Genomic DNA, 14,425 nt, shown 5'->3' with positions numbered 1-14,425 from the left:
TAAGGGTCGGCTAAGTTAGGAGAGACTTAGTACTCTCCCGAGGAAGATCCGTGACCGCACCCGAGCGCGACCCTTCCGCCGCGCTCGCGGCGGACCGCGACGCGCTCCCGGTGCGCGTGCGCGGCCTGGGAGTCACCCACGACGGCGAGAGCACGGCGGCACCGGCATCCGTCACCTTCGACCTCGCCCCCGGCGAGGTCGTGCTGCTGCTCGGACCGAGCGGCTCGGGGAAGTCGACCCTGACCCTCGCGCTGAACGGACTGATCCCCCACGCCGTCCCCGCGGCGCTGACCGGTTCGGTGCACGTCGCCGGACTCGACACGAGCGCCGCAACCGTGGCCGAGCTCAGCACGCACGTCGCGATGGTGTTCCAGGACCCCGACGCGCAGCTCGTCACCGGCACCGTGCTCGACGAGGTCGCCTTCGGTCCCGAGAACCTGCGGATTCCTGCGGCCGACGTGCTCGCCCGGGCCGAGACCGCGCTGCGACGGGTCGGCCTGTGGGAGCGGCGTTCCGAGAATCCCGATCGCCTCTCGGGGGGCGGGCGCCAGCGCCTCGCGATCGCGTGCGCACTCGCCATGGGCTCGCCGCTCCTGGTGCTCGACGAGCCGACCGCCAACCTCGACCCGGCCGGCATCGAAGACGTCTACGAGGCACTCGCCGGCGTCGTGGCCGACGGTGATCGCGCGATCCTCCTCGTGGAGCACAACCTGGATGCCGCCGTGGGATTCGTCGATCGGGTCGTCGTGCTCGATCACGATGGATGCCTCTCGATGGACGGAACGGTCGACGCCGTGCTGCGCGGGCGGGCCGACGAGCTCCACGACATGGGGGTGTGGCTGCCGGTGTCCACCCTCGCCGCGCTGCGACTGCGTCGCGCCGGCTACACCCTCGACCCGCTCCCTCTCACGCCCGATGAGCTGCGATCGGCACTGGAGGCGACGGATGCCCCGGCGCCGCGCTCCCCGGCCGTCACCGCAGGCACGAGGACCGCCGCCGAACAGCGTGCCGCCCACGATGCCCGCGCCGAGGCATCCGCCCCCCTGATCAGCGTCCGCGGCCTCACCGTCCGTCGGGGGCGCACCGAGGTGCTGCACGGCATCGACCTCGACATCGCGGCCGGCGAGTTCGTCGCCGTCGTCGGCACCAACGGCGCGGGCAAGACCACGCTGATCCAGGCGCTCGCCGGCGTGGTGCCGCCTCCCCGCGGCACGGTGCGCGTCGACGGGCGCGACGTGGGGCGCACCGATGCGCGCACGCTCGCGCGCCGGATCGGGTTCGTGTTCCAGAACCCCGAGCACCAGTTCATCGCGCACACGGTGTTCGACGAGATCGCCCACGGCCTCCGGCGTCAGCACCTGCCCGAGACCGAGGTCCGCGAGCGGACGATCACCCTGCTGCGCCGGTTCGGACTCGAGACGCGCGCCGACGCGCACCCGTTCCTGCTCTCCGGCGGCCAGAAGCGCCGGCTGTCGGTCGGGACCGCACTCGTGACGGGGGCATCCGTGCTGGTCCTCGACGAGCCCACCTTCGGTCAGGACCGTGCGCGGGCCGACGAGCTGCTGGGCCTGCTCGACGAGCTCAATTCCGAGGGCACGACCGTCGTGGTGGTGACCCACGACATGCAGCTCGTCACCGATCACGCGCACCGCACGATCGTGCTCGCCGACGGGCGGGTCCTGGCCGCCGCCCCCACCTCCGAGGTCTTCGCCGACGACGCCCTGATCGAACGGGCGGGCCTTCGGCTGCCGCCGCTGCGCCGCGCGCTGCGCGGTCTGACGTCGCACCCCTTCCTTTCGACCGTCGCCCGCATCGGCGATCTGCCGGCGGAGGCATCGGCATGACCGGACGCCTCACCGCCGCCCAGGGCATCCGGGCGCCCTTCGATCCGTATGCCGGGATGGCGCCGTCCTCACCGGCGCGGTTCCTGTACGCCCTCAATCCGCTGGCGAAGATCGCGGCACCGCTGCCGGCGATCGTGCTCCTGGTCTTCGTGCGCGACCTCGCGACGCCGATCGCGTTCCTCGTGCTGAGCTATGCGATCCTCCTCGTGGGGGTCAGGTTCTCGGCCGGTCTGGCGGCGATGCTGGCCGCGCTGCCGGTCGGCGCGATCGTGATCGGTGTCGGCTTCTCGCTCTGGACCGATCCCGCGCGGGTCGATCAGTCGGTCATCGTGTTGCAGCTCGGTTCGTGGACCCTGTACGGCGGCGCGCTGTCCGTCGGCCTCGCCACCGGCGCGCGGATCGCCGCGATCGTCGCCCTCACGTTGATCGCGGGCGTCTCGACGACCGGCCCCGACCTGGTCCGGGCGACGGTGCAGCAGCTGCGCGTGCCGTACCGCATCGGCTATACGGCCCTCGCGGCGTTCCGCTTCGTTCCGCGGTTCGGTCACGAACTCGATGTCATCCGGCAGGCGCACCGGGTGCGCGGCGCGCACGGCGGGCGCGGACCGTTCGCCGCGATCGCGCGGTGGTTCGGCTACGTCGTGCCGCTCATGGCGGGCGCGATCCGTCACGCCGAGCGCGTCGCCCTGGCGATGGATGCCCGCGCGTTCGGCGCCTACCCCGACCGCACCGAACGCCACCTGGTGCCGTTCCGCGCCCGCGATGCCGTCTTCATCCTGCTGCTGTGGGCGGTCTCGGCGGCGATCTTCACCTTCTGCTTCCCCTGGGGCCTCTGAGCCCCCTCACCTCGCACCGACGGAGGATCCATGGCCGGCGCCAGCAAGCTCGTGAAGCCCGAGACGCAGGGACTCGTGCACCTGACGGTGCTGCGACGCGAGCGGCTGTCACCGCACTGGATGCGGGTGACCCTGGGCGGGGGTGAGATCGAGCAGTTCCGGCCGATGGGCTTCGACCAGTGGTTCCGCCTCTTCCTCCCGCTCGGCGGAGACGAAGGGCTGGATCGCCTCCCCGCCAAGGCCAACAAGCTCATCGGCTACCTGCGGTATCTGCGCATCCCCGACGGCGTGCGGCCGGTCATGCGCAACTACACCGTGCGAGCCTTCCGCCCCGCCACAGCGCAGAGCGGTGCCGAGCTCGACGTCGACTTCGTGCTGCACGGCTCCGCCGAGGACGGGACCGCGGGTCCCGCCTCCCGGTGGGCCGAGACCTGCGAGCCGGGCGAGAGCGTCGTCATCATCGACGAAGGGCTCGCCTTCAACCCGCAGCGCGGCATCGACCGCGTCCTGCTGGTCGGCGACGAGACCGGCCTGCCCGCCATCGCCGGGATCTGCGGGTCGCTGCCCCCGCACGCGTCCGGTCTCGCGATCGTCGAGGTGCCGACTGCCGAGGATGCGCTCGGCTTCGACCGCCCGACGGGCGTCGAGGTGCGGTGGCTCGTGCGCGACCACGATGTCAAGCCGGGCACGCTCGCCCTGCAGGCCCTTCGCGAGGCGTCGATTCCGGATGCCCCGTTCCACGCGTACCTCGTCGGCGAGCAGGCCCTGCCGACCGAGGGCCGCCGCTACCTCGTGAACGAGTGCGGCGTCGCCAAGGACGCGGTCAGCTTCTGCGGATACTGGCGCGTGGGCGCGGCATCCCCCACCCCGAAGGCGCACCTCGCGACGAGCGAGGCCTCCGCATGAGCCGGATCACGACCGCGTACCTGCTTACCTGCGCCGCGATCGGGGTGGCGACGGGCCTGCTCGTGATCCCGGCGACCGCGCTCTCGACGGCCCTCTACGTGTCCGCGCCCCCGCTGTCCGCACTGACCTACGCGGCGTGGGTGATCGGCTACGTCCTGGCGATGCGCCTCCTCGAGCGGCCGGGGGCGGCACTGCTCACCGGATTGATCTCGGGGATCGTCGCCACTCCGCTGTCGGTCACCGGCCCGGCGATCATCGTCACGAACCTCATGTTCGCCGCGGTGATCGAACTGCCCTTCCTGGTGACGCTGTACCGGCGCTGGTCGGCCTGGCTGCTCTACGCGGGCAGCATCGCCGGCGCCGTGCTGTACTCGGCGTGGACGGTGCTCGCCGCCGACATGACGGCCTTCGCCGCGTGGGTGCTGGTCGCCTACATCGCCGCCACGCTTCTCTCCGCGGCGGCGGGCGCCTGGCTCGGCATCCTGATCGCCGACCGCCTGAAGCGCGCAGGCGTCGCAAAGGTCGCCCGCCGGCGCCCGGCCGTCGTCGGGCGCGACGCCTGAGACGACGGATGCCGCGGCCCGACCATCTCCGAGAGACGGGGGCCGCGGCATCCGGAACCGCGGAACGCTACCGCTTGCCGACGATCTGGCGCGCGACGAGGTCGCGCATGATCTCGTTCGTGCCGCCGTAGATGCGGTGCACGCGGGCGTCGAGGTAGGCGCGGGCGATCGGGTACTCGGTGATGTAGCCGTAGCCGCCGTGAAGCTGCACGCCGATGTCGAGCAGCTCGGCCTCGCGGTCGGTGGTCCAGAACTTGACCTTCGCCGCCTCCTCGGCCGTGAGCTTCTCCTCCTTGTACAGCTTCATGGCGCGGTCGACGTAGGTCCACATCACGTCGACGGTCGTGGCCATGTCGGCGAGCTTGAACCGCGTGTTCTGGAAGTCGGCGATCGACTGGCCGAACGCCTCACGGCTGAGCACGTACTCGCGGGTCCAGACGAAGGCGGCCTCGCCTGCGGCGGCAGCGGCCACGCCGATCGACAGGCGCTCGAGGGGCAGGTTCATCATGAGCTGGATGAATCCGAGACCCTCCTTGCCGCCGATGAGGTTCGCCTCGGGCACGAAGACATCGCTGAACGAGAGCTCGGCGGTGTCCCAACCGTGGAAGCCCATCTTCTCGAGCTTCTTGCCGTGGTCGAAGCCCTCCATGCCGTCCTCGAGGATCAGCAGGCTGAAGGCGTCGGGACGGTTGCCCTCGCCGGTCTTGACGAAGGTGACCACCATGTCGGCGGTCTTGCCGGAGGAGATGAAGGTCTTGGCGCCGTTGACGATGTAGCCGCCCTCCACCTTCTTCGCGGTCGTCTTGATTCCGCGCAGGTCGGAGCCGGCGCCGGGCTCGGTCATCGCGAGAGCTCCGAGGATCTCGCCGGTCGCCATGCCGGGTAGCCACTTCTCCTTCTGCTCCTGCGTGCCCATGTGAACGATGTAGGGCACGGCGAGGTCATCCTGGATGCCCAGCGCTCCAGCGAGCGATCCGAGGCCCGCGCCGATCGTCTCTTCCAGGACGATCGAGCGGAAGCGGTAGTCCTGGAGCATCCCGGCACCGCCGAACTCCTCGGGAACCGACAGGCCGATGATGCCGGCCTCACCGGCCGCGAGCATCGTGGCGCGGTCGATCTCGCCGTCGCGGTCCCACTGCTTGCGCTTGTCGTCGCTCGCGTAGCGCTTGATGAACTCCTTGACGACGTCGCGAAACGCCTCGTGGTCCTCGTCGTAGATGTCACGCTCCATGCGCGCCTCCTTCTCGTCTTCGAGTGGCGCGCCACGGCGGTCGGATGCGATTGCCGCCCGGCGCTGCCCCCTCGAATCCTAGGGGCCCGCGACGGCGGAACCACGTCGATGTGAGATCGGATCCGAAGAAAGCTGGCACTCAGTGTCGGACGTTGTGGGATGCCTCCAGCCGCCGTCACTCGACGTAGTTCGGGGCCGCCTCCAGGCCGAAGAACGCCTCGAGCGACGTCCAGGCGCCGTCGTGATACGTGCGGGCGAGCTCGGGGCCGATATAGCGAAGGTGCCACGGCTCGGGCAGGTATCCGGTCACATCCGTCGCCCCGTCGGCGTACCGCACGATCCACCCGTACTCCCACGAGTGCGCGGCGACCCAGTCGCCCTGTGGCGAGCCGGCGAGGTCATCGAGGGAGCCGCACGTGCCGGCGCACGGGACCACGTCGCCGGCGAGGCCGGACTGATGCTCGCTGTACCCTGGCCGGGCGCTGACCTGGTCGGCGCCCTCTTGGCCGCGCGCGGCTACGTGCCGCCCGTAGGTGTCCTCTTGCGACGGGTACGACCGGAACGCGCTCAGCAGAGCGATCTCCCCGACGCCGGCCTCACGGGCAGCCGTCACCATCGCGGTCATGGCGGCCGAGGCATCGGACCGCAGCGATCCTCCCTCGAGGCTGCGAACGCCGTCGGGGAACATCAGGCCGGCGGGCCAGTAGTCGATCGGGACGTACTGACGGTGCTTGTTGACCACGACCCACAGCCGGGTGGGGTCGTCGAGGTCGACGCACGACGCGGCTCCCGCGGCGACAGCGGCGCGGAACGCCTCGCCCCCGCCCGCGGCGAGGATGGCGCCCGCGTCGTCGTGCGCCTCGAGCGCGGCGATGACGTCGGGCTTCGCGCAGATGTCGTTGGAGACCGGCTTCTGCTCGACCCGCGGCACCGGCAGGCGGTCCACGTTCGGCGGCGGCTCCAGCACGGGCGCCGTCGCGGCGACGGCTGCGGGCTGCGCGCCCGACACGAGAGCCGTCACCGCGGCCGTCGACCCGGCGAGGAGCACCCCCGCGACGGCGATCACGCCGACGACGCCCGCCCGCGTGAGGCGGCGTCTACCCGCATGCCGCGGGGCGAAGACCCCGGCAGGCGGGCCCCCCGGTCGCGCGAGCGAGGCCGGCCGCATGTCGGGGCCGACGAGGTCGTCGGGCAGCACGAACGGGGAGAAGGCGCGCGCGTCATCCGAGCGCGTGTCGCGGGCACGCCCATCGGCCTCTTCGCGCAGGGCTCGGGCGGCGCGACGAGTCACCGGGGTCTCGGGTGGGCCGGAGGCCGTCACGCGTGCCATTCTGGCCCCCGCGGGCGCGCCGCGCAAAAGCCGGTGCTCGCATCGGACGAGATTCGAAGATAGGCCGACTCGGTCTTGACAGTCTCTCGAACATCTGTTCCCATGGTTGCATGCGGTGGCAGGGTCAGGAACTGGGTGTGGCGGATGCCGCGGCCCTCCCCGGCCTCGAGCATCTGAACGGCCTCGTCCGCTCTGTGACGACGCCCGAGTTCGCTGACGTGACCTTTCACGAAGTCCTCGCACGGACCGCGCTCAACCATGTGCCCAGCGCGTCCGCGATGCCGTTCGACTGGACCGTGAACCCCTACCGCGGATGCAGTCACGCCTGTGTCTATTGCCTCCACCCCGATACGGCCATCCTCATGGCTGACGGGCGCACGAAACCCCTGCGCGAGATCACCGTCGGCGATGCGGTGGTGGGAACGCGCCGCGAGGGCGCCTATCGCAGATACGTGACCGCGACCGTCGGTGCGACCTGGGCGACGCGCAAACGGGCGTATCGGGTGCGGCTCAGTGACGGAACGGAGGTCGTCGCGAGCGGCGACCATCGCTTCCTGACCGAGCGTGGATGGAAGTTCGTCCAACCCTCCGAGTCGGGTGGACAGCGCCCGATCCTCACAACGAACAACCGCCTGCTCGGCTACGGCACCGCTGGGGCGGGGCCAGTTCCTGAGGAGACCACCGACTTCCGCGTGGGTTATCTCAGCGGGATGATCCGCGGCGACGGCATGATGCTGAAGCGGGAGTACCGACGCGCGCGGGGAGGGACGTACACAGCACACAGGTTCCGACTGGCGCTGGCAGACCGAGAGGCGCTCGACCGGTCGCATGCCTACCTCACGGCCGCCGGAGTGACACTTCGCGAGCACGCATTCTCGCCCGCCTCCGCCACGCGGCGTCAGATCGATGCGATCCACTCATCCCGCGCCGCCGATCACGAGGTCATCAGCTCCATCATCCAGTGGCCGGTGGACCCCTCGTCGGAGTGGTCTCGGGGCTTCCTGTCAGGAGTCTTCGACGCGGAGGGCAGCTGCAGCCGGGGCATCCTGCGCATCAGCAACAAAGATCAGCACATGCTGCTCACGATCGCTCGATCGCTGCGCGCGCATGGATTCGAATACGTGACCGAACCGGCCCGCGAGAACGGGGTGGTCTCGATTCGCCTACTCGGAGGCCTGCTCGCGCGGCGCCGGTTCTTCGATCTGACGCAACCCGCGATCACACGCAAGCTGAACCTGGTCGGAGCTGCCGTCAAGACGACCGCACCTCTTCGAGTGGTCGCGATCGAGGACGTCGGCGAGACGATCGACATGATCGACATCACGACCACCACCGGCGACTTCGTTGCCAATGGCGTGATCAGCCACAATTGCTTCGCGCGGGGCACGCACGAGTACCTCGAGCTCGACTCGGGGCGGGACTTCGACTCTCAGGTCATCGTCAAGATCAACGTGGCCGAGGTGCTCGAGAAAGAGCTGCGCCGCGGCAGCTGGGTCCACGAGCCGGTCATGCTCGGCACCAACACCGATCCCTACCAGCGCGCGGAGGGCCGCTATCGCCTGATGCCGGGGATCATCGGCGCGCTCACCGAGTCGGGCACACCGTTCTCGATCCTCACGAAGGGCACGCTGCTGAGGCGAGACCTGCCACTTCTCACGGAGGCGGCGAAGCAGGTCGATGTGACGCTTGCCATGTCGATCGCCGTCTTCGACGACGCCCTGCAGCACCTCATCGAGCCCGGCACCCCTACTGCCACCGCGCGCCTCGAGACCGTTCGGGCGGCGGCCGACGCCGGCTTCCGCGTGACGGTGTTCCTCATGCCGATCATCCCCCACCTCACCGACTCCGTCGCGGCCATCGACGACGCGCTCACGCGCATCAAGGCCGCCGGTGCGGTGCGGGTGATCTACGGGGCACTGCACCTGCGACCCGGCGCCAAGCAGTGGTTCATGCAGTGGCTGCAGCGGGAGCATCCCGAGCTCGTGTCGTCGTACCTCGGGCTGTACCCGGGCGCGTCCACGACGGCTCCCAAGGCCTACCGTGCCTGGCTCGCGAAGAGAGTGCGTCCGCTCCTCCGCGTGCACGGTCTCGATGGGCGGGCCGAGGACGACCACCCCCGCGACACGCCGGTCTCGGGTCTTGCGGCGCGCGCGGAGGCGCGGACGGCCGGCGTCGTCGTCACGTCGCGCGGTCGAGCAGCCGCCTCGCGCGCGGTGTCGGCCGGACCCGTGGTGCCCGAGCCCCGGCTCTTCTGAGGTCAGGCCGGGCGAGCGACCGCACTCGTCGTCGACGGCAGGGCGACCGGTCCGTCGACGAATTCGAGGATCGCGTCCAGCACCGGGTCCGCCGAGAGCACGCGATTGTGACCGAAACCGCCCGTGAGAAGCACTCGCGCGTGCGGATGTGCGTCCGCGAGCCGCCGCACCTCGTTGACAGGAACCACCCGGTCGCGCTCGTCGTGCACCAGCATCATCCCGACAGTCGTCCCCACGGGATGGCGCAGCGGCGACAACCGTGCGAACGGGTCGCGCTCGCCGGGGAAGTACCGGGATGCGAACGCGCGGCGCAGCGCCTCGGCGGTCGGGTCGGCCACGCGCAGCATCGACTGGAACTGCGACAGAAGCGAGTCGGCCTCTGCTGGCGCGGCGATGCTGACCACCCGCGCGACATCCAGTCCGTGGCCGGCCGCGACCAGCGCGGCCAGCCCGCCGAAGGAGTGGCCGACCACCGCAGCGAGGGTGCCGTACCGCCCTTGCAGTTCGGTGAGGATGTCGGTCCAGTCGATCAGATAGGTGCCCCGCGCGAGCGTATCGCCGTGCGCGGGTGCGTCGAAGGCGACGACGCGAAAGTCCTCGGCCACGAGCTCCCGCACGAGGGTGGCGAATTGACTCGCGCGCCCATCCCAGCCGTGGGCGAGCGCGATCGTGCCGCGACCACCACCGCCCCACGCATACGTGACCACATCGACGCCGCGCCCGCGCACCCCCGCGACGCGCACGGTCGAGCGGCGAGCGCGATCCATCGTCGGGATGTCGTGGTCGGCCACGGGACGCGGCCGGGCGACGCGAGCGAACAGCGGCAAGGCCGCCGTCGCCGCCAACCCGGGCGACAGGGCTCCCAGCGCGCGTACGGAGGATCCGGCGATCGAGAGCGCCACGTCCATTGAAGCCACCATCCTATCTATACGAACGATCGTGCGTATGAATACGAACGATCGTACGGTAACCTCGTCCCATGGCACAAGAGGTTCGCGATGGCCGCCGCGTCCGCGGCGATGAGTCGCGGCGGGTGGTCCTGGCGCACGCGATCGATGCCGCGTCCGTCGACGGTCTGGAGGGCCTCACGATCGGCCGGCTGGCGGATGCCTCTGGTCATAGCAAGAGCGGTATCGCAACGCTGTTCGGCTCGAAGGAGCAGCTGCAGCTGGCGACGATCGCGGCGGCTCGCGAGGTGTTCGTCGATCGCGTCATCGCACCCGCCCGGGCCCGCTCGGAACGTGGACTCGACCGCCTGGTTGCCCTGATCTCGGCGTGGCTGGAGTACTCCGACGAGCGCGTCTTCCGCGGTGGCTGCTTCTTCGCCGCGACATCCGTCGAATACGACGCGAAGCCGGGTCCGGTGCGGGACGCGGTCGTCGCCGCCTCGACGGCGTGGGAGGACTACCTGACGATCTCCATCGAATACGCCATGGCCGCAGGCGAGCTCCCCCGGCTCGAGGAGGCCCGACAGCTCACGTTCGAGATCGTCTCGTTCCTCGAGGCCGCGAACACCCGGTCGCTGCTGCATGCGAGCACCGAGCCGTACGATCGCGCCGCCGTGGCTTTGCGCTCACGACTGCTCGACCTCGGCGGCGACCCTGACATGGTCGCGTCCATCACGCGCACGGCCACCGCCGCCTGAGCCGGCTCACCTCCTCAGCGAGGGAGATGAGCCGGCGACCAGACGCTTCAGGCGTCGACGCCCGAGAGCTGACGACCCGAGAGCTCCTCGAGCAGGTCATCGCCGGGACGGACCTCGTCGAACGGCGCGTGAATCTCGGCGCGATCCAGCAATTCGGTCATGCGGCGGCGGCGCTGGCGTGTGATGAGCGTGACGACGGTTCCCGAGCGGCCGGCGCGACCGGTGCGGCCCGACCGATGCAGATAGGTCTTGTACTCGTCGGGCGCGTCCGCCTGCACCACGAGATCGATGTCGTCGACGTGGATGCCTCGCGCGGCGACATCGGTGGCGACGAGCACCTGGACGCGGCCCGACGTGAGGCGCTCCAGGTTGCGCGTGCGCTTGGCCTGGTTCAGATCGCCATGGAGTGCGAGGGCGCGGATGCCGGCGTCATCGAACTCTTCCGCGAGCATCTCCGCGTACGCGCGGGTGCGGGCGAAGACGAGGGTCTTGCCCTCGCGCTCGACGAGCGACGCGAGGATCTCACCCTTGTCACGGTGATCGATCACGAGGACGCGGTGGTCGATCGTGCCCGAGTCCTGGTCCTCGCCGGCGACCTCGTAGACGGCCGGGTCGACCAGGAACTCGTCCACCAGTGCGGCGACTTCGCGGTCGAGCGTGGCCGAGAAGAGCAGCTTCTGGCTCCCGTCGGCGGTGAGGCGCAGGATTCGCTGCACGGGCTCGAGGAATCCGAGCTCGCACATGTGATCGGCCTCGTCGAGCACCGCGACGCGGATGCCGGACAGATCGAGCTTGCCCTGGTTGACCAGGTCCTCGATGCGTCCGGGGGTTCCGATGATGATGTCGACGCCCCGCTTGAGGGCGCCCACCTGGCGGCCCTGGGGGACACCGCCGTAGATCTGGGTGGTGAAGAGGCCGACACTGCGCGCGATCGGCTGGATCGTCCGGTCGATCTGGAGGGCCAGCTCGCGCGTCGGCGCGAGGATGAGGGCCTTCGGCGCCCGGCCGAACTCACGGCGCTGCCCCGTCTGGGACCGGAGCACGCTCTCCACCAGCGGAGCACCGAAGGCGATCGTCTTGCCCGATCCGGTGCGTCCGCGGGCGAGCACGTCCTTGCCCGCGAGGATCGGCGGGATCGTCGCCGCCTGAATCGGGAACGGCTGGGATGCCCCGAGCTCGGCGAGCGTGCGGACGATGTTGTCGCCCAGGCCGAGGTCGGCGAAGCTCACGTCTGCGACCTCGCCCGCCTGGACGGCCTCGGCCTGAAGGCGCTCGTGGACGACGTCGACGTGCGCCTCGTGCGCGGCCGAGCGCGCCGGCGCGTTCCAGTCCGATCGGGTCGGCGCGGCGCCGCGGCGCGGCCGGTCATCCCGACGCGGGCGGTCGTCGAACGAACGCGCCGGACGATCATCCCGACGCGGGCGGTCGTCGAACGAACGAGCCGGACGATCATCCCGACGCGGACGGTCATCGAACGAACGAGCCGGACGATCATCCCGACGCGGACGGTCATCGAACGAACGCGCCGGACGATCATCCCGACGCGGACGGTCATCGAACGAACGCGCCGGCCGGTCATCCCGACGCGGACGGTCGTCACGGCGGTACGACGGGCGGGCGTCGCCGAAGGAGCGGCGGTCGTCGCGGTCGACCCGGTCGAGATGGGACGGGCGGGACGTGCGGTCGGAAACGGACCGCGCGGGGCGGTCCTCGTACGAGCGGCCGGCACGGGGGTCGCGCCCTCCTCGCTCATCCCGACGCGGGCGGTCGTCGTACGAGCGGCCGCCGCGCTCGTCACGCGCGCCGGCGTGAGTGCGGATGCCGCGGGCCTCGTCGCGCCCTGCCCGCTCCTGAGCGGTCCAGCGGCGCTTGGGCGCGGCATCCGCCTGCTCCGGACGATGACCGCGGTGGCCGGCGCTCTTGCTTCCGGGCTTCCCCGCTGACGACTCCCCCGGCCGGCGTTTGCGGTCCTGGTAGCTGGTCTTCGCGGCGTAGCGGGGCTCGAAGTTCTTCGCGGGACGGCCGCCGGCTGGCTTCTTGTTCTTGGGCACGTGCGTGTCCTTCTGGGTTGTTCTGCAGAGAACAGCGCTCCGCCGCCGCACGCGTGTCAGGACGCCGTGCGACGCGAAGAGACCCGGACTGTCGTCGGCCGGGGGCCATTCAGTGATGGTCGTCGAGACGGATTCGTCTCCACCATCGGCCCCTTGGACTCACAAACCCATCCGCGCAATCACGCGGTGTCCAGAGCCGACGAAGCCAGATTAGACCACCGATCTGGGAAAGTTCCTCATCCGGGATTTGGATACACCCTGGGGGTTTACATGCAGTTGGCGTTATCATGTCCCCAATAGCGGTCCATCCGCTTTCCTGGGGACCCGTCAGCGTAGCGCGCGACGATTCTCCGAGGCGTTCGACTTGGGGGGTCGACGACTCGGGGTCTCGACGCACACACAGAACGTGAGTCCCGTGACCCTCCTCGCATATCCCGAACGCCCGAGCGTCGCCTCCTTGGCGCCCTCCGCGGCGCAGCGACCGAGCGCCCGGCACACCGCCCACCACTTCAGCCACGGGGCCATGGCGGCACTCGCCGCAGGCGTCATCGTCGCCGTGCTGACCACCCGCGATCCGCTGTGGTGGCAGCTCCACTTCTCGCAGCTCGGCACCTTCGACGACCTGTCCGGCCACGTGTTCAACGGCACGGCGATCGTCTCCGGCTTCCTGCTGGCCACGTACGGTGTGCTCGCCGTCACCGTTCTCCCGACGAGCACCGGGCGCAAGACGGCCCGCGCGTTCCGGGTCTCCGTCATGTCGGCTGGCCTGCACCTGACGGTGGTCGGCCTCATCCCCATCCCGGTGAGCCCTGTCATGCACGACGTCGCGGCGGCGGGTCTCGGTCTCTCCCTCCTCGCCATCGTCGCGACGAGCCTCGGCATCCCCGGCTTCGCGCGGCGGTTCCGCACCGCCTCGGCGCTGTGCGTCATTCTGCTGGCGACCGGCATGGTCCTGCTCACCGCTGGTTTCATCACCCTCGCCTGCTTCGAGTTCTTCGGGTTCGCGTCCGTGGGCGCCTGGCTGAGCGTGCTCCCGCGGATGCTCGCCGCGTGTCCGGACGCCCCGCCGCACCTCTCGCTGCGCGAGGCGGTCACCGAACCGCTCGATCGTGTGGAATGGATGGCATGGCAGAACCCGTGGCCCACCCCATCACCGTCGCGATCGAACGACGGATCGACCCGTCCCGCACTGTCGAAGCCACGAGTTGGATGCAGGCGGGTACAGATCTCGCGACCGGCTTCGCGGGCTTCCTCGGCTCGGGCTGGGTCCGCGCCGGCGAAGGCAGCGACCTCTGGTACATGCTGTACCGCTTCCGCGACATCCCGACCCTCGAAGCGTGGGAGCAGTCGCCCCAGCGCTCGTGGTGGCTCGACTCCGGCCGCGCTTTCGCCCGCGAAGTCCGCGTCGAGCGTCGTACCGGCATCGAAGGCTGGTTCGACGCGCCTTTCGCGACACACGTCGAGTCTCGTGACGCCGGAGGGGACGCGGATGCCTCTTCCGCGACCGGCCCGATCCAGCAGCCGATTCCCGCAGCACCGCCCCGCTGGAAGCAGGCCGTCGCCATCTGGCTCGGGTTCTTCCCCACGAACCTGCTCGCGTCGTGGCTGCTCGGCTTCGTCCCCGGCTTCGCGGATCAGCCGCTCGTCCTCCGCGTCCTCCTCGCGACTCTGCTTCTGACGCCAGTGATGACGTACCTCGTGCTGCCGTGGGTGACGCGGATGCTTCGGCCCTGGCTGCACCGGACGCGCTGACCTGGCCGGTCC

At 70.3% G+C, this 14,425-nt stretch carries 12 protein-coding genes; 7 read left to right on the top strand and 5 right to left on the bottom strand.

What is annotated here, in order from left to right; all coding sequences use genetic code 11:
• Nucleotides 1-50 precede the first annotated feature (50 nt).
• From HF323_RS13035 to HF323_RS13020, 4 genes are read left to right on the top strand one after another with little or no spacing between them, the layout of a single operon-like run.
• Nucleotides 51-1,844: an energy-coupling factor transporter ATPase gene (locus tag HF323_RS13035; RefSeq protein WP_169583033.1), complete on the top strand. Its 1,794-nt coding sequence runs from the start codon at nucleotides 51-53 to the stop codon at nucleotides 1,842-1,844.
• Between the two features lie 56 nt (nucleotides 1,845-1,900).
• Entirely contained in the window at nucleotides 1,901-2,680 is a 780-nt protein-coding gene (locus HF323_RS13030) for an energy-coupling factor transporter transmembrane component T (RefSeq protein WP_169583308.1), read from the top strand.
• Between the two features lie 30 nt (nucleotides 2,681-2,710).
• Nucleotides 2,711-3,586 (top strand): siderophore-interacting protein, encoded by an 876-nt coding sequence (locus tag HF323_RS13025; protein WP_169583032.1) that lies wholly within the window; start codon nucleotides 2,711-2,713, stop codon nucleotides 3,584-3,586.
• A complete protein-coding gene (locus tag HF323_RS13020; RefSeq protein WP_169583031.1) occupies nucleotides 3,583-4,149 on the top strand; it encodes an ECF transporter S component in 567 nt (188 codons plus the stop codon). Before HF323_RS13025 ends, HF323_RS13020 begins: the two co-directional genes overlap by 4 nt.
• A 67-nt stretch (nucleotides 4,150-4,216) precedes the next feature.
• On the opposite strand, the gene HF323_RS13015 is transcribed toward HF323_RS13020, so the two are convergent.
• Nucleotides 4,217-5,380 (bottom strand): acyl-CoA dehydrogenase family protein, encoded by a 1,164-nt coding sequence (locus tag HF323_RS13015; RefSeq protein WP_169583030.1) that lies wholly within the window; start codon nucleotides 5,378-5,380, stop codon nucleotides 4,217-4,219.
• Between the two features lie 175 nt (nucleotides 5,381-5,555).
• Nucleotides 5,556-6,701 (bottom strand): M15 family metallopeptidase, encoded by a 1,146-nt coding sequence (locus tag HF323_RS15755; protein WP_169583029.1) that lies wholly within the window; start codon nucleotides 6,699-6,701, stop codon nucleotides 5,556-5,558.
• A gap of 119 nt (nucleotides 6,702-6,820) precedes the next feature.
• Between HF323_RS15755 and HF323_RS13005 the strand changes: the two genes are divergently transcribed.
• Nucleotides 6,821-8,965, top strand: a complete 2,145-nt coding sequence (locus HF323_RS13005) for an intein-containing Rv2578c family radical SAM protein (RefSeq protein ID WP_169583028.1) — start codon at nucleotides 6,821-6,823, stop codon at nucleotides 8,963-8,965.
• Between the two features lie 2 nt (nucleotides 8,966-8,967).
• On the opposite strand, the gene HF323_RS13000 is transcribed toward HF323_RS13005, so the two are convergent.
• Nucleotides 8,968-9,873: an alpha/beta hydrolase gene (locus HF323_RS13000; RefSeq protein WP_188241712.1), complete on the bottom strand. Its 906-nt coding sequence runs from the start codon at nucleotides 9,871-9,873 to the stop codon at nucleotides 8,968-8,970.
• A 71-nt stretch (nucleotides 9,874-9,944) separates the two neighbouring features.
• Here HF323_RS13000 and HF323_RS12995 point away from each other — a divergent pair, with 71 nt between their 5' ends.
• A complete protein-coding gene (locus tag HF323_RS12995; protein ID WP_169583026.1) occupies nucleotides 9,945-10,610 on the top strand; it encodes a TetR/AcrR family transcriptional regulator in 666 nt (221 codons plus the stop codon).
• Nucleotides 10,611-10,657: 47 nt separating this feature from the next.
• Here HF323_RS12995 and HF323_RS12990 read toward each other — a convergent pair whose 3' ends face one another.
• Both HF323_RS12990 and HF323_RS15480 read right to left on the bottom strand, forming a co-directional pair.
• On the bottom strand, nucleotides 10,658-12,661 hold the full coding sequence (locus tag HF323_RS12990) for a DEAD/DEAH box helicase (RefSeq protein ID WP_169583025.1): 2,004 nt from the start codon (nucleotides 12,659-12,661) through the stop codon (nucleotides 10,658-10,660).
• A gap of 327 nt (nucleotides 12,662-12,988) precedes the next feature.
• Nucleotides 12,989-13,609: a hypothetical protein gene (locus HF323_RS15480; protein WP_248279611.1), complete on the bottom strand. Its 621-nt coding sequence runs from the start codon at nucleotides 13,607-13,609 to the stop codon at nucleotides 12,989-12,991.
• A gap of 168 nt (nucleotides 13,610-13,777) precedes the next feature.
• On the opposite strand from HF323_RS15480, the gene HF323_RS12980 reads away from it, so the two are divergent.
• Entirely contained in the window at nucleotides 13,778-14,413 is a 636-nt protein-coding gene (locus HF323_RS12980; RefSeq protein ID WP_169583024.1) for an antibiotic biosynthesis monooxygenase, read from the top strand.
• Nucleotides 14,414-14,425: the final 12 nt, after the last annotated feature.

The organism is Microbacterium sp. MF43 (genome assembly GCF_012847295.1).
Taxonomy (GTDB): domain Bacteria; phylum Actinomycetota; class Actinomycetes; order Actinomycetales; family Microbacteriaceae; genus Microbacterium.
This window is presented reverse-complemented; position numbering and strand designations above follow the sequence as displayed.

Excerpts from the sequence above, each read along its gene's own strand:
- HF323_RS13030 (WP_169583308.1), top strand. The coding sequence starts at position 1,901 with ATGGCGCCGTCCTCACCGGCGCGGTTCCTGTACGCCCTCAATCCGCTG.
- HF323_RS13025 (WP_169583032.1), top strand. The coding sequence starts at position 2,711 with ATGGCCGGCGCCAGCAAGCTCGTGAAGCCCGAGACGCAGGGACTCGTG.
- HF323_RS13020 (WP_169583031.1), top strand. The coding sequence starts at position 3,583 with ATGAGCCGGATCACGACCGCGTACCTGCTTACCTGCGCCGCGATCGGG.
- HF323_RS13015 (WP_169583030.1), bottom strand. The coding sequence starts at position 5,380 with ATGGAGCGTGACATCTACGACGAGGACCACGAGGCGTTTCGCGACGTC.
- HF323_RS13005 (WP_169583028.1), top strand. The coding sequence starts at position 6,821 with ATGCGGTGGCAGGGTCAGGAACTGGGTGTGGCGGATGCCGCGGCCCTC.
- HF323_RS13000 (WP_188241712.1), bottom strand. The coding sequence starts at position 9,873 with ATGGACGTGGCGCTCTCGATCGCCGGATCCTCCGTACGCGCGCTGGGA.
- HF323_RS12995 (WP_169583026.1), top strand. The coding sequence starts at position 9,945 with ATGGCACAAGAGGTTCGCGATGGCCGCCGCGTCCGCGGCGATGAGTCG.
- HF323_RS15480 (WP_248279611.1), bottom strand. The coding sequence starts at position 13,609 with ATGCCGGTCGCCAGCAGAATGACGCACAGCGCCGAGGCGGTGCGGAAC.
- HF323_RS12980 (WP_169583024.1), top strand. The coding sequence starts at position 13,778 with ATGGATGGCATGGCAGAACCCGTGGCCCACCCCATCACCGTCGCGATC.